Below are 24,978 nucleotides of genomic sequence, written 5' to 3'. Positions count from 1 at the left end.
GGGACCAGTTCAGGTGAGAGTGTCCCTATGTTTTTTGTCAAGCTGCTGCGGGTGATTTTGCCTGGTAGAGGGAGCCGTCGCGGAGCATGGCGTAGAGGGTGTCGCAGCGGCGTCGGGCAAGGGCGATGAGGGCTTGGTTGTGGCGTTTGCCTTCGGCTCGTTTGCGGTCGTAGTAGGCGCGGGAGAGCGGGTCTTTGAGGGCTGCGAATGCGGAGAGGTAGAGGGTGCGTTTGAGGACTTTGTTGCCTCTTCGGGAGGCGCGGTCGCCTCGGATGGAGGACCCGGAGCGCCATGTCACCGGAGTCAGGCCGGCGTAGGAGGCCAGGTGCCCGGCGGTGGGGAAGTCTTTGCCGGCGACTTCGGTGAGGATCCGTGCTGCGGTCCTGATGCCGACGGCCGGCAAAGACATCAGGACCTGGTGAAGAGGGTGGGCCTCCACGAGGTCTTCGACCTGGGTGTAGACGGTGGCGCGGCCTTCGTGGATCCTGGCGAGCATGCCGGCCAGTTCAGGCAGGACGATGGTTGCGGCGTTCGTGCCGATAACGGTCACGCTCTGTTGGCCCAGGGCCTCGATGATGTCATCGGCGAGGCGTTCGCCCATCCGGGGCGCGAGCTTGGTCAGCCGGTTCCCGATCCGGCGCCGTCCGGCGTGGCGAAGCGCTTCGGGTGTGGGCCAGGTCCGTAGCAGATCCAGGACCGCGGGGTGGTCCAGCCGGGGTCCCAGGACGCGTTCGAGTGCCGGGTGGATCTGCGTCAGCAGGCCACGGATCCGGTTCGAGGTGGCGGTGGCCTGTTTGGCCAGGTCATCATCGAAACCGCAGAGCATGGTCAGCTCGGCGGTCTGCTCGTCTGCGAGCTGGACCGAGCGCAGAGTATGGGGCATGGTGCGGGCGGCGTCGGCGATGATAAACGCATCCCGCGCGTCCGTTTTTGCTTCCCCGGGGTGCAGGTCCGCGATCCGGCGCATCGCCAAACCCGGAAGGTAGCCGATCAGCGTCCCTGCGGCCTGGGCCACGGCAACCGGGAGCGCGCCGATCGTCGCGGGCTGGTCGACCACCACGAGGATTCGGCCGTGGTGTTCAAGCTCGGCCAGGATCTCCCGGATCCGGGTCTCGTCGTTGGGCAGGGCCCGGTCCAGCAACTTCTTCCCGGTCCGGTCCAAGGCAACAGCATGATGCTCGCCCTTGCCGACATCCAATCCGATGAACACTTCAACGTTTTCGTGGTTCCTGATCACCTGGCGCACCTCCCGGTCCTGGACACTGACTTTCGTGCCAGCCTGACCCTCGGTGTCAGAGCCCCGCACCCACGTTACGCACGACGTTCCCAAACTGTCCTGCCCCTATTAGCGGTCACCCTGCCACCCGCCCGGACCCCGGTGACAACACTCTCAGGATCATCCAACGACAGAGCGTGATAATCATGCCGGGGCCGGTCAGGCAAGCACACCCACATCCTGCAACAGAACTGGGCTACGAAAAAGGTAACGAGCGTTGGCGTTTGCGTCCGGGGCGAGCCACTGGTCCAGAACACGTCGACGCCGTTCCCCGCGGCGCCGTCGACGTTTCGTTGGCAATTCCTGATACGTAAGGAACCCCTTGATACGAGTGGTAACTCGTGAAAACTCGGGTAGGCGCCACTCCTGAGCCTGCGGGGGTGCCCTGCATAGACTTGGGCCATCGCACTGGGCCGGCGGCCTTTCCTCGCAGCCGCACCGGTGTCGGGGTCAGGCGGATGCCGAGTCAGTAGGGGAGCGCACGTGCCGGTGCCAGCGACAGAAAAACGCGTCCAGGCACCCCACGACGCCCACGCCCATCCGCTACCCGGCAGGGCGCGCCGGCCCGCCGCGGGGCTGGTTGTCGGCTTGGCGGTGATCGGGGCACTTCTCGCCCTCCGGATCCTGGCTCCGGCGGCAGGAGAGGCGGCCTGGCTGGCGGATACTGTCCGCGATTTTGTTTCCCTGTCGATCAGCGTGGTGATCGAATCCCTACCGTTCGTTTTCCTCGGCATCGTGCTCTCGATCGGAGTGCAGATCTGGCTGCCTGACGGATTCCTGCTCCGCCGGCTCCCGCGAAGTCCGGCGCTCAGGCGGCCCGTCCTTTCCCTGCTGGGGATGCTGCTTCCTGTGTGCGAATGCGGGAATGTTCCGCTGGCCCGGGGGCTGATCGTCCGGGGGCTGACAGTGTCCGAATCCATGACGTTTCTGTTTGCTGCGCCAATCCTGAACCCGATCACGATCATCACCACCCAGCAGGCATTCGGCTGGGACAACGGCATCCTCGTTTCCCGCATCGCCGGCGGTTTCCTCATCGCAAATCTGATCGGATGGATCTACAGCCGCCATCCCCGCCCGGAGGCGCTGCTGACGCCCCGGTTTCAGGAGGAGTGTTCCTTGGAGGAGCATGCCGGGCAGGCCGCTGGAAAGGTTGGACGGAGCGTTCAGCTGTTCGTCCGGGAGGCGGGCGCCATGATGCCGGCCCTGTTCATCGGCGCAGGTATCGCGGGGCTGATCCAGGTGGGGGTTCCGAGGGACGTCCTGGTCTCGGTGGGGAACAACCCGGTCTGGTCCGTTGCGGCGCTGATGGTCCTGGCATTCGTCGTGGCGGTGTGCTCCAACGTGGACGCGTTCTTCATCCTGTCCTTCGGGGCAACGTTCATGCCGGGGTCCATCGTGGCTTTCCTGGTGTTCGGGCCGTTGATTGACGTGAAGATGCTGGCTCTCCTTCGCACTACCTTCACCGCAAGGACCCTCCTGCAGCTCACCACGGTGGTGGCACTGTGCTCCGCCGCCCTGGGATTGGCGGTCAATTATGTTCTATAGGAGGCTCCTGGACCGCTGGCTCGGCGTGATGCTGAGTCTCATCGGCGTCGTTGCCACCCTGTGGCTCGGTTTCACGGGGCAGCTCGCGCTGTACATTCACCCGCGGTACTTCGTGTTCACCATGATCATGGCGGTGATCGCGGCGGTACTGGCACTGGCCGCATTCGCCTTAGTTCCGCGCGGCCCGCACCCGCACAGCCACGAGCACGCGGACGGGCACGACCACACGGACGGGCGCGCCCACGCCCGCCAACGCCGCTGGAGATGGCTGGGCGCTGCAGGAAGCACGCTGATGGTGGCTGCCGCCGTCGGGGGACTCCTGGTCCTGCCGCCGGCCACGCTCAGCACCGCCACGGTCAACCAGCGCGACCTTAATAGTTCTGGGTCGACGCTTTCGAGGGACGAAGCAATCGAACTTGTGGGCGCTGACTCCACGATGTTCACCATGAAGGACTGGGTCTCGCTGCTGCGTCAGGGGGTCGGCGAGGAGTTCCTGGCCGGCAAGACGACCACCGTCACCGGATTCGTAACACCGGACAAGAGCGATCCTGAAAACGTGTTCTTCGCGGCCCGTTTTGTGCTGACCTGCTGCGCAGTTGATGCGCAGCCGATTGGCCTGCCCGTTTACTCTCCGGGCTGGCAGGACCGGTTCGAAACCGACAGCTGGGTAATGGTCTCGGGTGGCTTCAAAACCAATCCCAGCCAGATGAGCGACCAGGCCATGGTGATGGTTCCTGACTCCATCACCGCGGTTCCGCAACCGGATTCCCCCTATGTCTACTAAGCGTTCCGCGGCCCAACGCAGACGTCCGAGTCCGGCCAAGGGCGTCCCGGTCCCGGTCCCACGGCGCCGGCGCTCCTTCGCCGTCCGACTCCGCGGCACGATCGCCCTTCTGGTGGCGCTCTGCGTGGCCCTTACGGCTGCGAATTTCGTCTCGGAACCCCGTCCGAATGCGGTGTCGGCACTGGAGGGGACGTCCGGCACGGCCGGTTTCGAGCTCTATACGCTGGAACGCGACATCCGCTATGACAACGCCGGAAAAAAGAAGCTTGACACCATACGGGGAACCAACATCGCCGATTCAGGCGACGGCACCGTCATCCTCACTGCCACCCGGGTCCAGGAATACGCGGCTCTTCCCACCGCTCTCGCCGCCGTCACGATCAATGAGAACAACACCAGCTCCCTGGAAATCGTCCCTCTCTCCGGCGGTTCGGAAGGCTTGGTGCCCCTTCCGGAACCCGGAACGGTGGAGCTCCTGCACGCGGCTTCCAAGAACCTTATCGGGTTCGCCTTCTCCAGCGCACCGCCGTCACGGCAGCACTGGAAGACCCTGTTCGTCTACGATACCGAGGACCCCTCGACGCCCCCACGGGAAATCCGCGGACTAGATGGAAAGCCCGTGTCCGTCCTCAACTGGGCCTTCGTCCCGAACACCTCCTCACTCGTAGTGCAGAACGAATCCGGAACAATGTTCCTCGCCGATGCCTTCGCAGCCGCAAGACCCGCGCCGCTGGGCCTGCACGCCGAGTTCAACGGCTTCATTCCCGGAACCAAGGAAATCCACGTTGTCGACGCATCGTCCGACCCCAAGAACAAGCTCGCGAAGAACGTGATCATCGATCTCACTAACGGGGCAACGCGCCCGCTCGACCTCAACGCAGTCATCCGAAACGAAAGGTCATGGCCAGGTGACACGGTTCTCCTCAATGGAAGCGGTCGGTACGCCCAGAGCATCAGCGAAAACACCGCAGGCAAGGTAACGTCCTTCCTCGCGGTGACCGACGTGACCGGCTCGGAAACGCTCTTCCAGCCGGACCCTGCCTGGGCACGTATCGATGGCTACTGCCTCTCCCCGGACGGAAAGTTCATAGCAGTCGAAGCAACAGCGCCCGAAGGGGCCCCCGACCACTACCCGGCCCTGCCTGCCCATTCACCCATGCGGACCGAGATCCTCGAGCTGGACACCGGCAGGCACACCCGCAGCCTCCCGGGGTTCCTCCCCAGCTGGTGCGGATAGTTCCGGCGCCACTGCGGCCGTCCGTGGTCAGCCCTGGCGGGCCTTCATCCGGGGGTTCTTCTTATTGATGACGAAGGTGCGGCCCCGACGGCGGACAATCTGGGCGCCTGGAACCTTCTTCAGCGCGCGCAATGAGTTCCGTACTTTCATGATGTGCTCCTTTGTGGTGTTTCGGATGGTTGGTTCAAGGAAAATGGATCAGGAAATGAGGCTGTGTCCGAGGCCATTTCCACCTCGGACAGCTCGCAGGCTGTAAGCAGCGCAGCGATTTCGACTGGGTCGACGTCATCGCCCGTGACGGCCAGGACGGTCCCGCGATCACCGAATTCGGGATGCCAGTCCAGCACGGCATCAGGGCCAGCCACGGCTGACATCAACGGGCGGGATGCGCCATCGGCCTGCCATGGTCCGGTGTTTTCCAGCCAAACACGCGGCCCGATGCCCTGGATGGCGATCCTGCACCCAGGGGCAGACGCTACCCAGAGCCGGCCGCGCAGCCAGCAGCACCCTTCCGCCAGGGCCGCCAGGGCTTGCCGGAAGCGCTCCGGATGAAGAGGCCGCTGTATCCGCTGCACCACGGTAGTGAAAGGTGAGCAGGACTCTGCCGGGATCCGAACCGAGCCGGGGACGGTCCGGGCCGTTGCCTCCGCCAGGTTGTGACGTCCCTGCCGGATGTCGCCGTCGTCAGCGGTGACCTCCGCATGCGGGGCCAGCTCTTTAAGGAGCTGGACCCCACGTTCCCGGATCGCTGGATCGACAGGCATCAGGGCGGGATCGGCCAGCAGGACTGTGTCGCTGAACGCGAGTTCCCCGATGAGGAATTCTCCCGGTGTCCGGTCATCGTCCGGAACGGGAGTGTACCCGGATTCGAACAGGGTGTGGTGGTCCCAGATCTGGTCCTCCACCGCTCCGGGAGCGCAGGCAAGCACTGCCGAATCAATCGTGACTGAAGCCCCAAGACCCTTCAATAATGCGCGCACGGCCGTCACTGAGGCCACAGCGGGCGGCAGGCCCAGAATGATGTGCGAGGCCTGCTCCAGCAGCCTGCCCACGGTGAGCACCACATCCAAACGCACGGTACAGCTGAGGCAGCCGTGCTCCAGCAGCGACTCTTCACGCTCGAGACGCCGGCCCTCCTGGAAGACACGCCGGATCACGAGTCCGTCTTCGAGCAGGTCATGGAAGACGACCAAGGCGCCGGGCGAATCCGCGGCCAGCGCGGCGCACGCCTGCTGCCGGCAGAAAGCGTCCAGGGAACTTACGACTGTCACATTCATGCGATGAGGCTATATGAGAATCATTCTCATTTACAAATTGATGCAGGAAGTGAGAGAGCGTCGGCGTTTGGACCCTCTGCGGGACGGCAGGAAGTGAGAGAGCGTTGGGCGTTTTGGCGCAGGTTGTCAAGCTGTGTGGAGTCATTGGGTTGGCTGTTTGGCTGTTTTTGTTGCCGGGAGGTTGATTCCTGCATGGCCGGCTGGTGCTGGTGTGGTGGGGCGATAGCGGAACCGTTCGGGGTTTTTGTCGTAGTAGCGCTGTAGTGCGTGGTCGCGGGTTTTCCAGACGTCTTTCCAGGAGCCGTCGTGGACTTCGGCGGGCGAGAAGAGTGCAATGCCTGAGTGTTTGTGTTGGGTGTTGTACCAGGGCACGTAGTCGGCGAGGTAGGCTCTGGCGGTCTCGACTTCTTTGAAGACGCGTGGGTAGCCGGGCCGGTATTTCAGGGTCCGGAACCCGGACTCGGAGAAGGGGTTGTCGTTCGAGACGTAGGGCCGGTTGTGTGAGAGCTCCACGCCGTGGCTGGTGAGAGCATCGCGGAGCAGGTTCGATCGCATCGCAGGGCCCGAGTCGGCGTGAACTATCCGCGGGGCGCCGTGGAGGGCGATAGCGGTCTCGAACATCTCCACGGCGAGATGGTCCGCTTCCCGTTCCTCGACCCGCCAGGCAACCATCTGGCGCGAGTAGATATCAAGGACGGAGTAGGCCTTGAACGACTTTCCCCGCCAGGGTGAATACAGATCGGTGATGTCCCAGGACCAGACCTGGCCCGGGCCGGTGGCCATCACGACGGGTTTCTCCCGCGGGGCCCGGTTGTTGCCCCTCCTGGTCGGGATAGTGGGGCGCAGCATCTGGTCCTCGATCCGGGCCGCGACCCGCCACCACGTGCGGCGGGAAGCGAGCATCACCCCCTCGTCCCACGCCGCCGCGTAGGAATGGTCAACGGAGACCTGGTTGGCCCAGCCTTCCATGATGTATTCGCAGATCCGGTCACGGTCATTGCTGCTAATACGTGACTGGTAAGCGCGCTCAGACTGCCCGAGCGGGTCCTGAACGCGTCCGCGGGGATTCTGCCGGTAATGCCACGTCGAGCGTGATACGCCGGCGAACCCGAGGGCCTGCCGCTGCGAGCCGGTGAGCTTCGTCAACTCCCGGACGAGGAGGTTCTCGGCTTCGATGAACCTTCTTGATCTTTCGTCCGGGCCGTATCGGGCTCTGGCACGTTCAGCTCGTGCAAGAGCCCGATAGCTTTTCCCAACGCTGTATTCGTGCCTTCAAGTTCAAGGATCCGGCTCTTGAGCTGTTCGACTTCGGATTGGTGGTCAGCGATCTCCTTGGCGCGCGCTCTTTCAAACGCGGACCACTCGCCATTCGTGCGGGCCATATTCCCATGCTCTCGTGGAATCAGATTCCGGTCGAGGTCACCTTCCTGCACCATCTTCCGCCACCGCCGGAATGTCCACTCAGTTACTGGCTGAGAGGCAAGCCATTCCTTCCTCGTCCCGTACGGCTGCACGTAATACTCATGCACCAATTCCCGAATCTCATCACGGCTAATACCTCGCGGACTAACAGTCATAGCTGCTCCTGCTCCCTTCAATCACTGACTGACTCACAACCAGCCTGACGCAGAGGGTGGGGGCAGGAAGTGAGAGAGGGTTTCGTAAGATCTTTCCGGGCCGCCCCGGCGTAAGATTTTCAGCGTAGGAGGTGGCGAAATGTCCCTAGTACTCAACAAAGCCACAACAGTCCTGCCAGTCGATGATGTAGAGCGTGCCCGGCATTTCTATGCGGACACTTTGGGGCTCCCGCACCGGGGCGTGGCAGATGACGGAAGCGAATTGTTTGGCTCAGAAGGCGGCCCCATGCTGCAGCTGATGCCGGTCAAGGACGGTATGCATTCAGAGCACACCACCCTGAGTTTCGAAGTCAGCGAGATCGAACGCACGGTCCGGGAAATGGAAGCCAAAGGCGTCGCATTCCAGGACTACGATCTCCCGGATATCAAGACCGAGAACCACATCTGTACAACTGACTCCGAGAAGTGCGCCTGGTTCATGGACTCCGAGCACAACATCCTCTGCTTGCACGAGAACATCGGCTCAGTAGCGGATTACCAGCTTTGACCCGCAACCTTTGGCACCCTGCCTGAGGAACAGCGCGCCGGTCCGTCGGGGCGCTGTTCTCCGTTAACTCTGCTTTTCAGCCGCCCCGATTGAGCCGATGCGAGGAGCCACACCATGACCGACCCGCAGCCGGGGCACGCGCCGCCGGTCCGGATCCGCCGCAGGTTCGGGTGGCTGCCGCGCACCAGGATCGGCAAGGCGGCGGGGATTCTGGACCTGGCCATGCTGGCGTTCCCGGTCTGGGTCCTGCCGTCCTGGTATCTCATCACGTTCCTCATCGGTGCCGGCGGCATGTTCGAGTCGCCTCGGGCCATTGCAGCGAACAGCGTCTTCCAGGCCTTGTTGGTTGCAGGCGTCCTGGTGGTCAACCTGGTGGCTCTGCTCCTCAAGAAGGACCATGCGATCCTGCTCGGCCTGGCCGTTCTGATGCTGTCCGCGGTGTTGGCCTACATGGGCTGGTACACCAATGTGCAGGGTTTTCCCGGCCTTGACTAGGCGGGCCGGTAACCCGCCGGGCGCACGTCAGGGTGAGCCTGCCGGCGTCGTGGACCACGGCGTGACCGGCCGCTCCTGCCTGACGCCGCCCACGGTGATGTCCACGCGTTCGTTGAAGAAGCACACCAGCCCGTGGATCTGCGCGGCGTCGCGGAAGCGCTGGTCGTACATCCACGCGACGTTCCGGCCGTTCTCGGCCGGCGGGTAGCTCAGGTAGCTCGCAGTGCCCTTGTAGGGGCACACCGTCTTCTTGTCGCCGGCGTCCATGAGGTCCAGCCGGACGTCCGCCGGAGGAATGTAGTAGCGCACCGGCAGCATGGTCTCGTACAGCAGCTGCGCGCCGTTGGTGGCGGCCAGCGTGACGTCGTCGAGCCTCACCTCAACGGTGACGGACGACGCCCGGATGTCCACGCGGTGGAACGGATCGCGGGGGTGGCCGATGATCTCCTCGTCGTCCTCCAGCCAGTCGAAGGCGTTGAAATCCAGCACAACGTGCCCGGCGAGGTCGGGGTCAGCCGGCCGGAAGGCCGCGCGGGGCAGCCTCGCGTCGGAGGTCACGACGTCGAACTCCTCACCGGCCGCTGTGTGCCGGCCGAAACCGGTGCGGGGATCCAGCGACGGCGGCGCGTCCAGCATGAGTTTCACCCCGTATTCGGGCACCTCGCCCGCCTGCTGACCGGGCGGCGCCAGCTCGGCCCGGAGGTCCACTTCGGGGACGGCGAAGACGGGGGTGACGCGTCTGGGCTCCCACACCAGGATCGCGTAGGAGGTGTCGACGACGGTGTTCCCGCCCGTCATCGCCCGGACCCTTTTGGGGGTGGGCTGGTACCTCAAATCGGGGAATGTGCCGAAGATGACTTCGGATAACTTCGTGGCCATGACTACAGGGTGATCGCCACTTTTACCGCCGTCAATGACTGTCCCGGCAGCTGTCCGGCCGCGGTGTGGAACAGGTGGTGAAGGAGGGTGTCAGCGTGCCGCGTGGAGGCCGTTGAACGCCATTGTGATGACGTCGTCGGCCAGCTTTTCGGGGGATAGCGAGCCGCCCGGCTTGTACCATTCGACGATCGAGTTGATGGTGCCGAACAGGAGGCGCGTGACCGTGCGGGGATCGATGTCCGCACGGAGGGAGCCCTCGTCGCGGGCGGCGGAGATCAGGGCCGCAACCTTGTGGTCGAAGGTGCGGCGGCGTTCCATGGCGTTGCGTTCAATGTCCGTGTTGCCGCGCAGGCGCAGCAGCAGGGTGACGAACGGAAGCCGTTCCACCAGCACGGAGATCGTCCCGCGCAGCACGAACTCCAGCCGGGCTTCGGCACTTCCGGACTGGGCCTGCGGCTGCTCCAGGATGGCCTCCAGGCCGCCCAGCGCTTCTTCCAGGGCGAGCTTGAGGAGGTCGCCCTTGGAGGGCACGTGGTGGTAGATGGCCGACTTGGAAATACCCAGGTTTTCGGCAAGGATGCCCATGGACGTGGCGTCGTAGCCGTGACGGTTGAAGACCTCGACGGCGATCTGCAGCACCGACTGCTGGTCGTATCCCGGGCGGCCGCGCTTGGTGGGTGCATCAGTAGTGGACATACCGGCCATTTTCTCATGAACGTTCGGTCAATAGGCGCATCGGGTGTCATGTACCTGAAATCCCTTGCCTGCCCGGTGCTCCGGTGCTAGAAAACTTATAGGAGTAATCACCGGCGCGGGGACCGGTTCGCGCTCCAACAGTTTCATAGACCGGGACGGGATCAGGCACATTGGGCTGCCCGGCTGGCGGTTAGCCATCGGCACGTCACAGCGCTGTCGCGCATTGGCAGCAGTGCACTGAAAGCCTCCCGTAAAAGGATGGTCCCCGGCTGCAGCAGCCGGGGACCATCCCCAATGTCGGTGGCAACCCGTCGTCGTGCGTTGCCAGGAAGGCCCGCTTAGCTGGCGTTCTCTTCCAGCGTGAGGTCGCGGTCCCTGGTCTCCGGGGCTTTGATCGCCTGGAACAGCGAGATGCCCACGATGACCATCATGTACACGGCGATGGGCCAGTAGGAGCCGGTGGCCCAGGCAAGCAGCCCCGAGCAGATGATGGGGGCGATGCCGCCGCCGAAGATGGCCGAGAACTCGCGGGCAATGGCCACCCCGGCGTACCGGAACTTGGAACCGAACAGCTCCGCGTACATGGCCGACTGGGCCGCGATGCCGCCCTCCACGGCGAAGGTGAAGCCCACGGCGTAGACCAGGGCGATCAGCCAGACGTTGCCCGTGCTGCTGAGCCAGAACGCCGGGAAGGAGAACAGGAACAGGAAGGCGAGGATGAAGACGTTCACGGGCTTGCGGCCCCAGCGGTCGGTGGCGCGTCCTGCGAGCAGTGCGGCGGGAATGGCGAAGAGGCCGCCCATGGCCAGCATCTGGGGGATGAGTGCCTTGTCGATGTTGACCACTGAGATCAGGAACGTGCCCAGGAACGCCTGGTAGATGTAGGAGTGGGCGTGCGTGCCCATGTTGATGAGGAACACCTGGCGGAGCGGACGGCGGCCCTTCTTGAGGACTTCGGAGACCGGTGAGGCTGCCTCGACGTGTTCCTTCTTGAGCTCGGCGAAGACCGGCGATTCCTTCATGTTGCGGCGGATCAGGTACGCGGCCACGGTCACGAGGGCGCTGGAAAGGAACACCAGGCGCCAGCCCCAGGATTCGAGGTCTTCGCGCGGCAGCAGCTGCACCAGGATCCAGGCGCCGGATCCGAAGACGGAGCCGACGGCGGCGCCGGCCCACACCAGCGACGTCATGGCGCCGCGCTTGCCCTTGGGTGCGAATTCCGCCAGCAGCACCACGGCGCTGGCCATTTCCGCGCCGGCGCCGAAGCCCTGGATGAACCGGAGGACTGTCAGCAGAATGGGGGCCAGGATGCCCACGGATTCGTAGGTGGGCAGCAGGCCCATGGCGAAGGTGGCCGTGCCCATCAGGGCCAGGGTGGCCACGAGCACGAACTTCCGGCCGATCTTGTCGCCGTAGCGGGAGAAGAACAGTCCGCCCATGGGCCGGGCAACGAAGCCTACGGCGTAGGCGCCGAAGCTGGCGATGAAACCTACCGCGGGGGAGACGTTGGGGAAGAACAGCGTGTTGAAGATGATGGCCGTGCCTACGCCGTAGACAACCATGTCGTAATTTTCCAGAACGGTTCCGATGAACCCTGCCCAGCCGGCGCGGCGGAGCTCGGTCTTGTTGACGGCAGCCGGATGTAGTGCGCCGTGGTGCTGGGTTCCCGTAGGCAAGGGAGTATGCGTCATTGCTGTTCCTATTCTGGAGAAAGCGCCCACCACTGCGTGGGTGCTGTTACAGACTAGGGGTAGGAAGCGCAGTTTGGCAACCGATTGCCTAAATTGTGGCAACAAAAGGCAATGCGGGTGCGGGCGGAGCGCTCCGGGAGAGCTTTCCCGGCACGCCGGAAGGGCCCGGGGGTAATCCCGGGCCCTTCCAGTGGCGGCCTGTGCGGGCCGCCGGGTGTTGTTTTTGTAGGCCTGCTACGCCTTGGGGCGCATGTCGTAGATCCGGCGGAGCTTGCCGTTTGAACGCTCCAGCGAGCCGGGCTCGACGACGCTGACGGTGCAGGAGGACCCGACGTGGATCTTGATCTGCTGCTGCAGGACCTTTGCGGCCGACGCGACACCTTCAACCGTGACGGATTCGCGGCGTTCGATCTTCACCGTGAGCTGGTCCATCCGCTGGCCCTCGGGGCGGGTGAGTTCCAGCTGGAAGTGCGGGCTCAGCTCGGGGATCCGGAGCGCGATTTCCTCGATCTGGGAGGGGAAGAGGTTCACGCCGCGCAGGATGATCATGTCGTCGCTGCGGCCGGTGATGCGGCCCATGCGGCGGTGCGCTGGGCGGGCGGTGCCGGGCAGCAGGCGGGTGAGGTCCTTGGTGCGGTAGCGGATGATGGGCAGTGCTTCCTTGGTGAGCGAGGTGAACACCAGTTCGCCGTGTTCGCCGTCGCCCAGGACTTTCGTGGGGTCGAACGCGTCGATGATCTCGGGGCGGAAGTGGTCCTCCCAGATGTGGCTGCCGTCCTGGGTTTCCACGGCTTCGCCGGCCACGCCGGGGCCCATGACCTCGGAGAGCCCGTAGATGTCGCAGGCCTTGATGTTCATCATCACTTCGAGCTCGTGCCGCATTTCCTCGGTCCACGGCTCGGCGCCCAGCACGGCGTACTTGAGCGAGGTGGAGGCCGGGTCGATGCCCTGCTTCATCATGGCGTCGGCGATGGTCAGCAGGTAGGTGGGGGTGGCCAGGATGGCGTCGGGCTTGAAGTCCTGGATCAGGGTGATCTGGCGTTCGGTCTGGCCGCCCGAGATCGGGATGACCGTGCAGCCCAGGGCCTCGGCGCCGGCGTGGGCGCCCATGCCGCCGGTGAACAGGCCGTAGCCGTAGGCGTTGTGGACCTTCATTCCGGGGCGGACACCGGAGGCGCGGAGGGAGCGTGCCACCAGCTTGGCCCAGTCGGCGAGGTCCTTCTTGGTGTAGCCCACCACCGTGGCGCGTCCGGTGGTGCCGGAGCTGGCGTGGATGCGGGCCACCTCGTGCTGCGGCACGGCGAACATGCCGAAGGGGTACTCCAGTCGGAGGTCCTCCTTGGTGGTGAAGGGGAACTTGCCCAGGTCGGCGATCTCGCGGAGGTCCGTGGGGTGGACGCCGTGCTCGTCGAACTTGCGCTTGTACAGCGGAACGCGGTCGTAGGCGTATGCGACCGTGTGCTGGAGGCGGCTCAGCTGCAGTGCCTCCAGTTCGTCGCGGGATATGGTTTCTTCGCGGTCCAGCACGGCGTCGGTGGCAGCTGCTGGTTCAGTGGCGTGGAGGGTCATCTGGGGGTCCCTGTTTCTATTTCTTGGAGATGGTGCGGCTGCGGCCGCGGAACTCGGCGATGAGCTCGCCCGGGGTTTCATCTGGGCCGGCACCGGCGGATGGTCCCGCGGGGGAGCCGGCGGGGTGGGGATCTGCGGCGTAGATCTGGACGTCGTAGAGACCGCTGCGGCCGGCATGGGCGCGTCGATTGGCGACGGCGGTGATCACCTGGCCGGTGAAGGCCGGCTTGAGGAAATTGATGTCGACGCCGGAGGCTACGGTGATCGTGTCGCTGCCGGCGCTGGCTGCGCCGGCTCCCGCTGAGCCGGGAGGCGGGCCTGCCGGGTTGCAGGCCAGGGCGAACGCGGTATCGCCGAAGGCGAAGATCATTCCGCCGTGGGCCATGCCGAAGCCGTTGAGCATTTCCTGCCGGAGGGTCATGCGGATGGTGGCGTGGCCCTCGCTGACGGCAAGGACTTCGATGCCCATCCATTCGGAGGCATAGTCGTTTTCGAGGATGGGGTGGGTGGCCCCGGAGAGTGTTGCTTCAGCCATGCGTCATTGCCTCCAGCTTTATTTACCGAATGTTCATTAGGTAATCCCATTTTGGGGCATGCTGTCAAGAGGTGGGGCTGATTTCGGTGTCCGGACCAGGTTCCTGACACCTGCCCGGACCGGAGTCCTGGCCGGCGCCGAGGCCCCGGCCCCTGCCCGGGTCCGGGCCGGAAGCCCCTACCTGCCCGCAGCCGTCTCCGGAGATCATGGGACAACACCAGTTGCTGAAAGGACGCTGCCGCGTGGAGGTTGAGAGGGGAACTCCGATGAAGGTGCTTGTGGCCTATGCGAGCCGGCACGGAGCAACAGCCGGGATTGCTGAACGGATTGCTGCCGGCCTCGGGGCTGCCGGACTGGCGGCCGAGGCCCGTTCAATCAGCGAGTACTTCGACCCCGCCCCGTACGACGCCTTTGTGATTGGCGGGGCAACGTACATGGCCCATGTCATGAAGGATGTCACGGCCTTTATCAAGACCCACGAGGTCCTCTTGTCCGGGCGGCCGGTCTGGCTGTTCAGCAGCGGGCCGCTGGGCACGGACCGCGTGGATGCCGAGGGCCATGATGTTCTTGAGTCCGCCAGGCCCAAGGAATTCGAGAAGCTGTCCGGCCTTGTGCACACCCGCGGGGAACAGGTGTTTTTTGGGGCCTGGGATCCGGATGCGCCGCCCAGCGGGTTGGCCGAACGGCTGATGAAGCTCGTGCCCGCCGGAAAGGATGCGCTGCCGGCCGGCGATTTCCGGGACTGGGGTGCGGTGGATGCCTGGGCGGCGGAAATCGCGGCGGCCCTCGGCGGGATCCGATGAACGGAATTTTTGGGCGGGCGGAGACATACTCCAGCGCCTTGGGCGCGTCAGCCCTGCTGGCCGGCACGTTTGTCCTGGACGCCAAGACCCGGGCCATGGACTGGTCGGACGAGGTCTACGCCATCCACGGCTACAGCCGGGGGGACGTGGTTCCAACGCTGGAGCTGACGATGGCGCACAAGCACCCTGACGACTTGGCGCGCATCCAGGAGATCACCCGCGGGGTGTATGCCCACGGCGGGCATGTGGCCATCTACCATCGCCTCGTCGATGCCCGGCGGCGCGAGCACAAGGTGCTGACGACGGGGGAAGCGGTGCTGGACGAGGCCGGGAACCTGGTCACGGTTTCGGGGATCATGCTGGACCTGACGTCCACGATCCAACGGGAAACAGAGCTTGCCGCGCGCGAAGCCGTCCGGGGCGCCGTGGGAACGCGGAGCACCATCGCGAAGGCCGAAGGCATCCTCATCGGGCGGCTCGGCATTGGATCGGATGACGCCTTCAAATTGCTGATCAACTACAGCAACAACAGGAACATCAAACTCGCGTCCGTGGCGTGCGGCCTCGTGGCCCTGGCAGACAACCCGGCGGACGCTGGCGCGCTGGGGTGTGTCATTCAGGAACTGGTGCATGCCCGCCAGCGCCGGCCTGCCTGCCAGCGCACCCGCCAGGATGAGGCGTCGGCCTAAGCCTCCCCAGCGCCTCACCGCGGACGCTGCCCGTCAGCCCCGTTGACCCTCGCCACCAGGGTTTCGACGCCGGCGGACCAGTCCCAGGCAGAGCGCCGCAGCCGCTGCGGCGGCGGCCGCTACGATCCCGAACGGGACCGGATCGTTGGCACCGCCGATGCCCACCAGGGGAGCGGCCAGGCCGCCGAAGGCGAACCGGGCCAGGCCCAGGAGCGACGAGGCCGTGCCTGCGATGTCCGGATACTCCTTGAGCGCCAGCGAGGTGGCCGGCGGACTGGTGGCGGCCACGCCGCTGACCATGGTGAACAGGGACAGGATGATGGCGATCAGGGGCAGGTGCAGGAGTGCGGTGGCCAGCAGGCCCAGGGCGCCGGCGAGGGCCATGGCCAGGCCCGCGGCAAGGGTTCCGCGTTCGGACCAGTGCTCGGCCAGGCGGCCTGCGATGAACCCGAAGATCACAAAGCCCACGGAGTTAAGCCCGAACGCGAACGAGTACTCCTGCGGGGAGAGCCCGTACATGCCCTGGAGGATGTAGGTCGCCCCGCTCAGGTAGGCGAAGATGGCGGAGTAGGTGAAGCCGGTGATCAGGACGGCTCCCACGAACATCCTGTCGGCGAGGAGCCGGCGGAAGTCGTTGAGCGTGTGGGAGAGGCCCCCGGTGACTCTCCGGTCTGCCGGCAGCGTCTCGCGGAAGACCACCAGGCACGCCACGAGGATGGCCACACCCACTGCTGCGAGGAACAGGAAGACTCCGCGCCAGTCGGTGACCGCCGCGAGCTGCCCGCCGATCACCGGGCCGATGATGGCGGCCAACCCGCCGAGCACGGTGAGGCGGCCGTAGTAGCGGATCAGCTTCCCGCCCGAGTACACGTCCCGGCCCGCAGCCTGCGCGATCACGATGCCCACTGCGCCCGCGAGGCCCTGGACGAACCGGGCGAGGATGAGGGTTTCCACCGTGGGGCTGAGGGCGCACAGGACCGACGTGACGGTGTAGGCGATCACGCCGATGAGCAGCGGCGTGCGGCGGCCGAAACGGTCCGAAAGGGGGCCGGCAACCACCTGGCCGATGGCCAGGCCGAGCAGGCAGGCGGTGATGGTCAGCTGCGCCACGGACGTGGTGCTCTGGAGCTCGGCGGTGAGGGCCGGGAGGACCGGCAGGTAGAGGTCCATCGAGATCGGACCGAAGATGGTCAGCAGGCCAAGGACAACCGCCAGCGGCCGCCCGACGGACGGTGCAGATGCGGGCGCGGGGCCGGGTGCGGTGGCGTGCGCAGGGGCGCCGGTGGCGGTCATGCTGGCTCCGTTCCAGTTGATGATGCGGGGTGGTTTCCCATTCAACCGCGCCGCGCCGTTCCTAGCGACGGTTCTCCTTATCCGGGTTCTGGCAGTACCTCCCTCAGGTGGTCCGGCCCGGTGTAGCGTGAACGGGTGGATAACAGGATGGCGGTGCGCGAATTCCTCGCCTCAAGACGCGCCAAGATCACCCCCGAAATGGCCGGACTGACGCTTTACGGCGGACGACGCCGGGTCCCCGGCTTGCGCCGCGAAGAGGTCGCCATGCTCGCGGGGGTCAGCGTGGACTACTACACCAAGCTTGAGCGCGGAAACCTGGCCGGCACCTCCGAGAGTGTGCTTGACGCCATCGCCGGGGCGCTCAAACTGGACGAGGCCGAGCGGGACCACCTCTACAACCTGGCACGGGCGGCCAGCCCTTCCGGCAGGACCAGGCAGCGGCCGCTGCAGAGCGGGACAGTCCGGCCCGCCCTTCAGTTCATGCTGGACTCCATCACGGCAGCGCCGGCCTTCATCGGCAACCAGCACATGGACATCGTGGCGGCCAACCAGCTCGCCTACGCCCTGTACTCGGAGATGTACCGCGGGCCCGCCCGGCCGGCCAACCACTCCCGCTTCATCTTCCTCGACCCCAGGGCCCGGGACTTCTACCCCAACTGGGAACTTGCGGCCAACACCAACGTGGCCATCCTGCGCACCTACAGCGGCCAGAACCCCTTCGACAAACGCCTGGCGGACCTCGTCGGGGAACTGTCCACGCGCAGCGAGGAATTCCGGACCCGCTGGGCAGCCCACAACGTGCGGCGCCACTACGCCGGAACCAAGGTGTTCCACCACCCGGTGGTGGGGGAGCTCGAGCTCGCCTACGAAGCCATGGATCTTGCCGAGGACCCCGGCTTCCGGCTCACGGTCTATCCGGCCGTGCCGGGATCACCGTCGGATGAACGCCTCCGGCTGCTCGCCAGCTGGGCCGCCACTGAACGGATCAACGACCTGGCGGCAGGGGCGGCCCCGCAAGCCTCGTGGAGAAACCCGGCCAACAAGTGAAAGTATGGAGGAACGGAGCACCACCACGTCACTACCTAAGGGCGGATCATGGCCAAGGGGATTTACGTCAGCGCGACCACACCGGGATCCGGTAAGTCGCTCATAGCACTGGGGCTGGCGGACACGCTGCACCGGCATGCGGACCGCATCGGCTTCTTCAAGCCTGTGGTCCACGGACCCGACGCCGCGTCGGACCCCATGGTGGCCCTGATGAAGTCCCGCTTCGATCTCGACGACGACCGCTGCCGCGGGGGCCTGACGTATGCCGAGGTCCGCGCCCTGCTGGCCGACGGAAACCGGGCGGAGATCGACGCCCGCTGCGTGGAGATCTTTGCCGAAATGTCGCGCCACTGCGACGTGGTGATCGTGGAGGGCACCGACCTCACCGGCCAGGACGCCGCCGTCGAATTCGACCTCAACGCACGCCTCGCGAACAACCTGGCCGCGTCCATCGTTGCCGTGGTGGGCGCGAAGGGGCGCACCGTCGAGGAGACGGCTGACGCCGTCGAGGTTGCCCGCAAGGAACTGGCGGCGGAACGCTGCAGCCTGCTGGCCATCATGGTGAACCGTGCGGACCCGGAGGACGTGGACGGGATCGTGGCCGCCGTGAAGCCCGGCGCGTCCGGCCGGCCCGTATATGTCTTCCCGGAGCTGGAGGACATTGCCCGGCCCACCACCGGCGAGGTGGCCACGGCCCTGGGGGTCGGCCAGGTGGCCGGCCGGCAGGACATGGAACGCGACGTCCACTCCATCAAGGTGGCGGCCATGAGCGTGGCCAACTTCCTGCACGTGCTCGACGACGGCGCGCTGGTGATCGTCCCGGGTGACCGTGCGGACGTGATGGTCGCATGTTTGGCGTCGTCATTCTCGCCGGAGTTCCCGGTGCCGTCAGCGCTGATCCTCACCGGCGGCCTGGCCCCGGAACCGAACATCTACTCGATGCTGGCGCAGGCGCCGTTCCCCGTGTTCGCCAGCCCGGACGACACCTACACCACGGCCAAGCGGGTGTCCGAGGTCCGCAGTGAAATCTGGTCCGGTCACCGCCGCAAGGTGGCCTCCGCCTTGGGGCTGTGGGCCAAACGCGTGGACGATGCGGAGCTGGTGGAGCGCCTGCACCTGCCGCGGCTCGATCGGATGACGCCGCTGCGGTTCCTGCACGACCTGATTGAACGGGCCAGGCTGCAGCGCCGGCACATCGTGCTGCCGGAGGGCAACGACGTGCGGATCCTGCGGGCCGCGGAGATCCTGCACCGGCGCGACGTCTGCGACCTCACCGTCCTGGGCAACGAGTCGGACGTGCGGGAGCTGGCGTCCACCCAGGGCATCGACCTCTCCGGCATGACCATCGTGGATCCCGCCACGTCCGAGCTGCGCCAGCAGTTTGCCGAGAAGTATGCGGAGCTCCGCGCGCACAAGGGCGTGGACCTGGCCCGGGCCCTGGAAGTCATGCTGGACGGCAGCTACTTCGGCACCATGATGGTGCAGCTGGGCGTGGTGGACGGCATGGTGTCCGGCGCCGCGCACACCACCGCCCACACCATCCGACCGGCGCTGGAGTTCGTGAAGACCCGCGACGGCGTGAAGATCGTCTCGTCGGTGTTCCTGATGCTGATGCCGGACCGGGTGCTGGTGTACGGCGACTGCGCGGTCAACCCGGACCCCAACGCGGAGCAGCTGGCGGACATTGCGCTGGCCTCGGCCGAGACCGCCTTGCAGTTCGGCGTGGAGCCGCGCGTGGCCATGCTGTCCTACTCCACCGGCGGGTCCGGAACCGGCGAGGCCGTGGATAAAGTCCGGCAGGCCACCGAACTCGTGAAGGGGCGCCGGCCGGACCTCGCCGTCGAAGGTCCCATCCAGTACGACGCCGCCGTCGACGCCGCGATCGCGGAGTCCAAGATGCCCGGCTCGTCTGTGGCCGGGCAGGCCACCGTGTTCATCTTCCCGGACCTCAACACCGGCAACAACACCTACAAGGCGGTGCAGCAGTCCTCGGGGGCGGTCGCCGTCGGGCCCGTCCTGCAGGGGCTCCGCAAGCCGGTGAACGACCTTTCCCGCGGCTGCACCGTGGAGGACATCGTGAACACCGTGGCCATCACCGCCGTGCAGGCGCAGTCCGTGGGACCGGCCGTGGAACCGGCAGCCGCGGCCGCGCACGCGTAGCCGAGGCGCCGGCCAGCCGTTTGGCGGTTTAGCTGTTCTCCGGCTAGCTGTTTTCCGGCTAGCTGTTCTCCGGCTCTGCCGGGCTGTCCGGGTCCTCCTGCTTGGCGGGTTCGTCGGAGAGGCCCTCCGGGGTGAGGTCCAGGTCCTCCACGTTTTCGGGCGGTTCGGGGGACTCGCCCACCTCGGCGGCCTTGACCTTCCCCGTGTCGTCCAGGGCAGGGTTGGCGCCTTCGACGCCGGTGGGATCCTGCTTCTTCGCCCCGGTGTCAGGTTCTGTGCTCTCCGGCGCAGTGGTGTCCGGATCGGTGCTGCCCGGCTCGCTGGCGTTGTCAGTCATGGAAAGGCCCTCCTCGCATAGTCCAATTTGTCCGCCGACTCTAAGCGCCCGCGGAACCTTTCGCAATGGCGCTACGATCGAACTTCCACCGACCACCGCAGCAGCCAAGGCTTAGGAGGCCCAGTGCTCGTCCTCGTCATCAACTCCGGTTCGTCCTCGCTCAAGTACCAGGTGCGGGATGTGGCATCGCACAGTGTCCTCACCGAGGGGCTGATCGAAAAGATCGGCATGGGCAACGGCGGTGAAGGTGACGGCGAGATCGAGGGCCCGCGGGACCACGCGGAGGCGCTGGAACAGGTGGATGCCGCCATCCACGAAGTGCTGGGGGACCGGACGCTGGATGCCGTGGGCCACCGCGTGGTGCACGGCGGCGAGCGCTTCGGCGAACCGGTGCTGATCGACAACGAGATCACCCGCGCCATCGAGCGGCTCAACCCGCTGGCACCGCTCCACAACCCGGCCAACGTGCTGGGCATCCGCGCCATCGCCAAGAAGTGGCCGGACATGCCGCAGGTTGCCGTGTTCGACACCGCCTTCCACCGCACCCTGCCCGAGCACGCCTGGCGCTACGCGGTGCCGGACTCGCTGTACACCAACCACGGCATCCGCCGCTACGGCTTCCACGGCACCTCGCACGAGTACGTGTCGCACCAGGCGGCGGCGCTGCTGGACCTTCCGGTGGACGAGTTCGACGGCGTGATCGCCCACCTGGGGAACGGCGCCTCCGTCACGGCCATCCGGGGCGGGAAGTCCGTGGACACGTCCATGGGCTTCACTCCGCTGGAGGGCCTGGTGATGGGCACCCGCTCGGGCGACCTCGATCCCTCCATCCTGGTGTTCCTGGGCCGGGCCGGCTGGTCCACCGAGGACATCGACTCGCTGCTCAACCGCGAATCCGGGCTCAAGGGCCTGGCCGGCAACAACGACATGCGCTCCGTGGTGGAAGCCTCCGAAGCCGGCGACGCCCGCGCGTCGATGGCGCTCGCCGTCGCCTCCTACCGGCTGGCAAAGTACATCGGCGGGTACCACGTTGCCGTGGGCGGCGCCAAGGCCCTGGTGTTCACCGCCGGCATCGGCGAGAACTCGCACCAGTTCCGCACGCTGGTGGGGGAGAAGCTGGGGGCGCTGGGCATAGAGCTCGACGCCGGGCTGAACAGTCAGCGGTCCAAGGAACCGCGCGTCATTTCCACCGCCGCGTCGCTGATCCCCGTCCTGGTGGTGCCTACGGACGAGGAGCGCGCCATCGCGGAGGCGACCGCCGCCGTCGTGCATTCCGCCTCCTAACCCGGACTGCGGTCGTATGGTTTTCTGAGACAGCTTGATGGGAGCTTCACTTCAGATGACCACGCCCAGAAGAAAATATGATGCCGCTTTCCGTGAGGAAGCAGTGCGGCTGGTTTTGTCCACGAACCGTTCGGTGAAGCAGGTCGCCGAAGAGATCGGGGTGAAGGAAAGCACGCTGGGGAACTGGCTTCACCGGCATCGGGAACGTCAACCAAACGCTCCTGTCCCGCCCGAGGACAGGGGCCCGGTTGCCTGGGAAGAGCACCAAAAGGCCTTGGCCGAAAACGCCAGGCTGAAGGCCGAGGTCGAGTTCCTGGGAAAAGTCAGCGCCTTCTTTGCCGCGAAGCAAAAGTAGAGGACTTCTACGAGTTCATCGAAGCGGAGAAGGCCAACCATTCGGTGGTGTGGCTGTGCCGGGCGTTGAAGGTTTCCCGGGCCTCGTTCTACCGGTGGCGCAACCCCGCCGGGCCCTCACCACGCGCGGTGCGGCATGAGGATCTGACCGCCGCGGTCACCAACCTCTACACGAAGGAGGAAGGCCGTGCCGGCCGGGACCAGCTGACCCTGCTGCTGAACGCCGCCGGGACCAAGGTCTCCGCCCCAACCGTTGGGGCCATCATGCGCGAGACCGGCCTGCGTGCCATCCGAACTCAGGCCTGGAAGCAGACCACGGTCCAGGACCAGCAGGCCAAGACCGCCCACATCGAGAACCACATGCTCGATGCCACGGGCAAACGCGACTTCACCTCCACCATGCCCGGGACCCGTCTGGTCGGCGATATCACCTACCTGCGCACCGGTGAGGGCTGGCTCTACCTGGCCACCGTCATCGATCTGTTCTCCGGCATGGTGATTGGCTGGGCCATGGCCGGACACATGCGTGCGAGCCTGTGCACCGCGGCCCTGCGGATGGCCCGGAACCACGGCCGCTTCGCCGAGAATTCTGTGGTCTTCCACTCCGACCGCGGCACCCAGTACACCTCTGACGAATTCCAGCAATGGTGCGGCACTAACGCGGTCACTCAGTCCATGGGCAAGGTCGGGGTGTGCTGGGACAACGCGGTCGCCGAGAACTTCTTCTCACACCTCAAAACCGAGTTCTACCACCACAAGCGCTTCGGTTCCAGGCTCGCCGCCCGGAGCGCTGTGATGGACTACATCGAGGGCTGGTACAACCGCCGGCGACCCAACCGCCGGGCCGGCGGCGCACCACCCGTAACAGCCCACACCGCTTACCAAAGCACCGTTCAGGAACCCCTGGCCGCCTAAACAACAACAACGAGAACTGTCTCAAAAACTTGACGAGCGCAGACGCTCTCTCACTACGGGTCGGGTTTCCCGGGACGCTCTCTCACTACTGGCCGGGTTTCCTGGGACGCTCTCTCACTCCCTACGCGTGGGCGAGGTTGCTGGAGAGTTTGCGCTGCGCGTGGTCAGCTCGCCGACCAGTTCGTTCCGCGCCCGGTCACGTAGGTTTCTCCCTGATTCTGAGCGTGCCATCGCCACCGTGGTGGCTGCGATGGCAGGCCAGTCGGGGTAGAAATCCGCAGCGCCGGGATCGAGGAAAAGGTAGCGTGCCTGGTCGGGCAGCCGGTCCGGAGTGTCCGGACCCGACGACACTGCGGAAGTGAACACTGGCGCGTACAGGGCACGCCCCAGCCGGTGATGCACTGACTCCACGCGGTGGCCCCCCGCCCCAGGATCTCCCTGGAGCGCGGGGCCTTCCGCGTGTCACGCACGCTGCCCGTTTGCCGAAAATGGCCGCTATGGACCTCCCATAGCGGCCATTTGTGGCAAAGCGCTGTAGCTCAGGCGCGGCCTTTGAGGATGAGGGTCCAGTAGACCTGCGGGAAGATGTCGCGGTCCACCACCCAGGAAGCCCGGCTTTCCTTCCAGGTGGGGACCCGCGGAATGGTGGGCATCGGCTGGTACTGGTCGTCGAATTCGGCGAAGATCACCGTGGAGCGGGACGCGGTGAACGGGCACACCGCGTAGCCGTTGTATTTCTGCTTCAGCGGTTTGCCTTTGCGGGCCGCCACCAGGTTCTTGGCCAGCACCTTGGCCTGCTTGCGTAGTGCGCCGCCGCACTTGGAGTTGGTGGTGCCAGCGGCATCGCCCAGGGACCAGACGTTGGGGTAGCGGACATGTTGCAGGGTTTCCGCGTCCACCTGCACGAAGCCGCCGGAATCTCCGGGCGCGGGCAAGTCGGTACGCTTGAGCCAGTCCGGCGCCGACTGCGGCGGGACCGCGTTCAGGACGTCGTAACCGATTTCCTCAGTGCCGCCGTCGGCGTTGTTCCGGATGCGTGCCGTCCGCGCCGCCGGGTCCACGGACACCAGTTCGCTGTTGAGCCGCAGCTCGATCCCGTATTCGGCCACCTTCCGGTCCAGTTCCTCATCCACGCCCGGGACGCCGAACACGGTGGGGTAGGGCTGGACCATCACCACGCGGATGTCATCGAGGACCCCCTGTTCGCGCCAGTAGTCGCACGCAAGGTACATCGGCTTTTGGGCGGCGCCGCCGCATTTGATGGGTCCGGCAGGCATGGTGAACACCGCGGTGCCGGCCTTGAGGCTGCTGAGCAGCGTCCAGGCTTTCGGTGCCAGCTCGAACTCGTAGTGCGAAGCGCCGTGCGGCGAGTGGACGGCGTCGGCCAGCCCGGGCACCTGGTCCCAGTCCAACTGCAGTCCGGGGCACACCACCAGCTGGCCGTACGTGACCCTGGCACCGGAGGCCAGCGTCACGGTGTTGGCGGCGGCGTCGATTCCTGTGGCGGCGTCGTGCAGCCATGTCACTCCCCGCGGGGTGACGGAAGCCTGCGGCCGGATGGCTTCGGAGGCCGTGGCCCGGCCGCCGGCAATGTGGGAGAACAGCGGCTGGTAGAGGTGGTGGTCTTTGGGTTCAGCCACGGCCACATCGGTGACGCCGTAGCGGTGCAGCCGGGCAGCCAGGGAGATCCCGGCATTTCCGCCGCCAATGATCAGGACGTCATGGTGCTCCTGGCCGGCCACGGCCCTACCCCTTCTCCGTCAGGGCGGATGCCTTGTGGGCCGCGCGGGCACTGGTTTTGGCGGACTCCACCACGTACTGGGGTTCCTCCTCGCTGGCCAGGTGCTGGTTTCCGTCCAGCTCGAAGTCGCTGTTCTTCTTCTCCACGATCTTGCCGTGGGTGGGCCCCTGGGGCGTGTTCCACTCCACGGACGTTCCCTTGCTTAGCGCCATGACTGCTCCTTCGGTGTGACCCTGACAGTTGAACC

At 65.8% G+C, this 24,978-nt stretch carries 26 protein-coding genes; 11 read left to right on the top strand and 15 right to left on the bottom strand.

The window, feature by feature from the left end:
- Positions 1-37 precede the first annotated feature (37 nt).
- The gene (locus AC1MDG_RS16750; protein WP_479805105.1) at positions 38-1,246 is read right to left on the bottom strand and encodes an IS110 family RNA-guided transposase; all 1,209 of its coding nucleotides are present in this window, start codon (positions 1,244-1,246) and stop codon (positions 38-40) included.
- Between the two features lie 519 nt (positions 1,247-1,765).
- On the opposite strand from AC1MDG_RS16750, the gene AC1MDG_RS16745 reads away from it, so the two are divergent.
- The 3 genes from AC1MDG_RS16745 to AC1MDG_RS16735 are packed head-to-tail and all read left to right on the top strand — an operon-like array spanning position 1,766 to position 4,842.
- Complete coding sequence (locus tag AC1MDG_RS16745; protein ID WP_479805314.1) at positions 1,766-2,821, top strand: permease; 1,056 nt, start codon at positions 1,766-1,768, stop codon at positions 2,819-2,821.
- Positions 2,811-3,605, top strand: coding sequence for a TIGR03943 family putative permease subunit (locus tag AC1MDG_RS16740; RefSeq protein ID WP_479805312.1), 795 nt, complete (start codon positions 2,811-2,813; stop codon positions 3,603-3,605). The genes AC1MDG_RS16745 and AC1MDG_RS16740 overlap by 11 nt, the downstream gene beginning before the upstream one ends.
- Complete coding sequence (locus tag AC1MDG_RS16735) at positions 3,595-4,842, top strand: hypothetical protein (RefSeq protein WP_479805310.1); 1,248 nt, start codon at positions 3,595-3,597, stop codon at positions 4,840-4,842. Before AC1MDG_RS16740 ends, AC1MDG_RS16735 begins: the two co-directional genes overlap by 11 nt.
- A gap of 27 nt (positions 4,843-4,869) precedes the next feature.
- Here AC1MDG_RS16735 and ykgO read toward each other — a convergent pair whose 3' ends face one another.
- The 4 genes from ykgO to AC1MDG_RS16715 form a co-directional block, all read right to left on the bottom strand.
- Positions 4,870-4,992, bottom strand: coding sequence for a type B 50S ribosomal protein L36 (gene ykgO, locus AC1MDG_RS16730; protein ID WP_058931424.1), 123 nt, complete (start codon positions 4,990-4,992; stop codon positions 4,870-4,872).
- Positions 4,989-6,119, bottom strand: coding sequence for a GTP-binding protein (locus AC1MDG_RS16725; protein ID WP_479805308.1), 1,131 nt, complete (start codon positions 6,117-6,119; stop codon positions 4,989-4,991). Before AC1MDG_RS16725 ends, ykgO begins: the two co-directional genes overlap by 4 nt.
- A gap of 141 nt (positions 6,120-6,260) precedes the next feature.
- Positions 6,261-7,265 (bottom strand): transposase, encoded by a 1,005-nt coding sequence (locus tag AC1MDG_RS16720; RefSeq protein ID WP_479805307.1) that lies wholly within the window; start codon positions 7,263-7,265, stop codon positions 6,261-6,263.
- Positions 7,262-7,696 (bottom strand): hypothetical protein, encoded by a 435-nt coding sequence (locus AC1MDG_RS16715; protein WP_479804896.1) that lies wholly within the window; start codon positions 7,694-7,696, stop codon positions 7,262-7,264. The genes AC1MDG_RS16720 and AC1MDG_RS16715 overlap by 4 nt, the downstream gene beginning before the upstream one ends.
- 139 nt (positions 7,697-7,835) lie before the next feature.
- On the opposite strand from AC1MDG_RS16715, the gene AC1MDG_RS16710 reads away from it, so the two are divergent.
- Together AC1MDG_RS16710 and AC1MDG_RS16705 are read left to right on the top strand one after the other, a co-directional pair.
- Positions 7,836-8,243 carry a VOC family protein gene (locus AC1MDG_RS16710; RefSeq protein ID WP_043483562.1) on the top strand — a complete coding sequence of 136 codons (408 nt, stop codon included), beginning with the start codon at positions 7,836-7,838 and terminating at the stop codon, positions 8,241-8,243.
- Positions 8,244-8,357: 114 nt separating this feature from the next.
- Entirely contained in the window at positions 8,358-8,738 is a 381-nt protein-coding gene (locus tag AC1MDG_RS16705) for a hypothetical protein (protein WP_479805305.1), read from the top strand.
- 27 nt (positions 8,739-8,765) lie between these two features.
- On the opposite strand, the gene AC1MDG_RS16700 is transcribed toward AC1MDG_RS16705, so the two are convergent.
- The 5 genes from AC1MDG_RS16700 to AC1MDG_RS16680 all read right to left on the bottom strand — a co-directional run bounded on the left by AC1MDG_RS16700 (position 8,766) and on the right by AC1MDG_RS16680 (position 14,108).
- Positions 8,766-9,617: a DUF427 domain-containing protein gene (locus AC1MDG_RS16700; RefSeq protein WP_479805303.1), complete on the bottom strand. Its 852-nt coding sequence runs from the start codon at positions 9,615-9,617 to the stop codon at positions 8,766-8,768.
- A gap of 90 nt (positions 9,618-9,707) precedes the next feature.
- Positions 9,708-10,313 carry a TetR/AcrR family transcriptional regulator gene (locus AC1MDG_RS16695; RefSeq protein WP_479805301.1) on the bottom strand — a complete coding sequence of 202 codons (606 nt, stop codon included), beginning with the start codon at positions 10,311-10,313 and terminating at the stop codon, positions 9,708-9,710.
- Between the two features lie 338 nt (positions 10,314-10,651).
- Entirely contained in the window at positions 10,652-12,004 is a 1,353-nt protein-coding gene (locus AC1MDG_RS16690; RefSeq protein WP_479805299.1) for an MFS transporter, read from the bottom strand.
- 234 nt (positions 12,005-12,238) lie between these two features.
- Positions 12,239-13,573: a phenylacetate--CoA ligase PaaK gene (paaK, locus tag AC1MDG_RS16685; RefSeq protein ID WP_479805297.1), complete on the bottom strand. Its 1,335-nt coding sequence runs from the start codon at positions 13,571-13,573 to the stop codon at positions 12,239-12,241.
- Between the two features lie 16 nt (positions 13,574-13,589).
- A complete protein-coding gene (locus AC1MDG_RS16680) occupies positions 13,590-14,108 on the bottom strand; it encodes a hotdog fold thioesterase (protein ID WP_479805295.1) in 519 nt (172 codons plus the stop codon).
- A gap of 242 nt (positions 14,109-14,350) precedes the next feature.
- Between AC1MDG_RS16680 and AC1MDG_RS16675 the strand changes: the two genes are divergently transcribed.
- Complete coding sequence (locus tag AC1MDG_RS16675) at positions 14,351-14,911, top strand: flavodoxin domain-containing protein (protein ID WP_479805293.1); 561 nt, start codon at positions 14,351-14,353, stop codon at positions 14,909-14,911.
- Positions 14,908-15,600 (top strand): PAS and ANTAR domain-containing protein, encoded by a 693-nt coding sequence (locus tag AC1MDG_RS16670; protein WP_479805291.1) that lies wholly within the window; start codon positions 14,908-14,910, stop codon positions 15,598-15,600. Before AC1MDG_RS16675 ends, AC1MDG_RS16670 begins: the two co-directional genes overlap by 4 nt.
- A 33-nt stretch (positions 15,601-15,633) precedes the next feature.
- Here the strand turns inward: AC1MDG_RS16670 and AC1MDG_RS16665 are convergent, their stop codons facing one another.
- On the bottom strand, positions 15,634-16,893 hold the full coding sequence (locus AC1MDG_RS16665; protein WP_479805289.1) for a multidrug effflux MFS transporter: 1,260 nt from the start codon (positions 16,891-16,893) through the stop codon (positions 15,634-15,636).
- Positions 16,894-17,028: 135 nt separating this feature from the next.
- Between AC1MDG_RS16665 and AC1MDG_RS16660 the strand changes: the two genes are divergently transcribed.
- Positions 17,029-17,940, top strand: a complete 912-nt coding sequence (locus AC1MDG_RS16660) for a helix-turn-helix transcriptional regulator (RefSeq protein WP_479805287.1) — start codon at positions 17,029-17,031, stop codon at positions 17,938-17,940.
- 48 nt (positions 17,941-17,988) lie between these two features.
- Entirely contained in the window at positions 17,989-20,100 is a 2,112-nt protein-coding gene (pta, locus tag AC1MDG_RS16655) for a phosphate acetyltransferase (protein ID WP_479805285.1), read from the top strand.
- A gap of 58 nt (positions 20,101-20,158) precedes the next feature.
- Here the strand turns inward: pta and AC1MDG_RS16650 are convergent, their stop codons facing one another.
- On the bottom strand, positions 20,159-20,437 hold the full coding sequence (locus tag AC1MDG_RS16650) for a hypothetical protein (RefSeq protein WP_479805283.1): 279 nt from the start codon (positions 20,435-20,437) through the stop codon (positions 20,159-20,161).
- 123 nt (positions 20,438-20,560) lie between these two features.
- Here AC1MDG_RS16650 and AC1MDG_RS16645 point away from each other — a divergent pair, with 123 nt between their 5' ends.
- Complete coding sequence (locus AC1MDG_RS16645) at positions 20,561-21,721, top strand: acetate kinase (RefSeq protein ID WP_479805281.1); 1,161 nt, start codon at positions 20,561-20,563, stop codon at positions 21,719-21,721.
- A 55-nt stretch (positions 21,722-21,776) separates the two neighbouring features.
- A protein-coding gene (locus AC1MDG_RS16640) for an IS3 family transposase (protein WP_479805279.1) occupies positions 21,777-22,990 on the top strand; the annotation gives its coding sequence in 2 pieces (ribosomal slippage) (positions 21,777-22,038 and positions 22,038-22,990; 1,215 coding nt in all).
- 114 nt (positions 22,991-23,104) lie between these two features.
- Here the strand turns inward: AC1MDG_RS16640 and AC1MDG_RS16635 are convergent.
- From AC1MDG_RS16635 to AC1MDG_RS16625, 3 genes are all read right to left on the bottom strand, one after another.
- A complete protein-coding gene (locus AC1MDG_RS16635) occupies positions 23,105-23,341 on the bottom strand; it encodes an MmyB family transcriptional regulator (protein ID WP_479809124.1) in 237 nt (78 codons plus the stop codon).
- Positions 23,342-23,529: 188 nt separating this feature from the next.
- Positions 23,530-24,732, bottom strand: coding sequence for an NAD(P)/FAD-dependent oxidoreductase (locus AC1MDG_RS16630; protein WP_479805277.1), 1,203 nt, complete (start codon positions 24,730-24,732; stop codon positions 23,530-23,532).
- A gap of 4 nt (positions 24,733-24,736) precedes the next feature.
- Positions 24,737-24,943 (bottom strand): hypervirulence associated TUDOR domain-containing protein, encoded by a 207-nt coding sequence (locus AC1MDG_RS16625; RefSeq protein WP_479805275.1) that lies wholly within the window; start codon positions 24,941-24,943, stop codon positions 24,737-24,739.
- Between the last annotated feature and the right edge of the window lie 35 nt (positions 24,944-24,978).

This window comes from Arthrobacter sp. AIWTK1 (assembly GCF_056680535.1).
Note: the sequence above shows the minus strand (reverse complement) of the source record. Positions and strands in the feature narration are given on the sequence as shown.

Coding starts and splice junctions, on each gene's coding strand:
- AC1MDG_RS16690 (WP_479805299.1), bottom strand. CDS start 12,004: ATGACGCATACTCCCTTGCCTACGGGAACCCAGCACCACGGCGCACTA.
- AC1MDG_RS16680 (WP_479805295.1), bottom strand. CDS start 14,108: ATGGCTGAAGCAACACTCTCCGGGGCCACCCACCCCATCCTCGAAAAC.
- AC1MDG_RS16710 (WP_043483562.1), top strand. CDS start 7,836: ATGTCCCTAGTACTCAACAAAGCCACAACAGTCCTGCCAGTCGATGAT.
- AC1MDG_RS16650 (WP_479805283.1), bottom strand. CDS start 20,437: ATGACTGACAACGCCAGCGAGCCGGGCAGCACCGATCCGGACACCACT.
- AC1MDG_RS16735 (WP_479805310.1), top strand. CDS start 3,595: ATGTCTACTAAGCGTTCCGCGGCCCAACGCAGACGTCCGAGTCCGGCC.
- pta (WP_479805285.1), top strand. CDS start 17,989: ATGGCCAAGGGGATTTACGTCAGCGCGACCACACCGGGATCCGGTAAG.
- AC1MDG_RS16725 (WP_479805308.1), bottom strand. CDS start 6,119: ATGAATGTGACAGTCGTAAGTTCCCTGGACGCTTTCTGCCGGCAGCAG.
- paaK (WP_479805297.1), bottom strand. CDS start 13,573: ATGACCCTCCACGCCACTGAACCAGCAGCTGCCACCGACGCCGTGCTG.
- AC1MDG_RS16625 (WP_479805275.1), bottom strand. CDS start 24,943: ATGGCGCTAAGCAAGGGAACGTCCGTGGAGTGGAACACGCCCCAGGGG.
- AC1MDG_RS16665 (WP_479805289.1), bottom strand. CDS start 16,893: ATGACCGCCACCGGCGCCCCTGCGCACGCCACCGCACCCGGCCCCGCG.
- AC1MDG_RS16700 (WP_479805303.1), bottom strand. CDS start 9,617: ATGGCCACGAAGTTATCCGAAGTCATCTTCGGCACATTCCCCGATTTG.
- AC1MDG_RS16670 (WP_479805291.1), top strand. CDS start 14,908: ATGAACGGAATTTTTGGGCGGGCGGAGACATACTCCAGCGCCTTGGGC.
- AC1MDG_RS16740 (WP_479805312.1), top strand. CDS start 2,811: ATGTTCTATAGGAGGCTCCTGGACCGCTGGCTCGGCGTGATGCTGAGT.
- ykgO (WP_058931424.1), bottom strand. CDS start 4,992: ATGAAAGTACGGAACTCATTGCGCGCGCTGAAGAAGGTTCCAGGCGCC.
- AC1MDG_RS16705 (WP_479805305.1), top strand. CDS start 8,358: ATGACCGACCCGCAGCCGGGGCACGCGCCGCCGGTCCGGATCCGCCGC.
- AC1MDG_RS16695 (WP_479805301.1), bottom strand. CDS start 10,313: ATGTCCACTACTGATGCACCCACCAAGCGCGGCCGCCCGGGATACGAC.
- AC1MDG_RS16715 (WP_479804896.1), bottom strand. CDS start 7,696: ATGACTGTTAGTCCGCGAGGTATTAGCCGTGATGAGATTCGGGAATTG.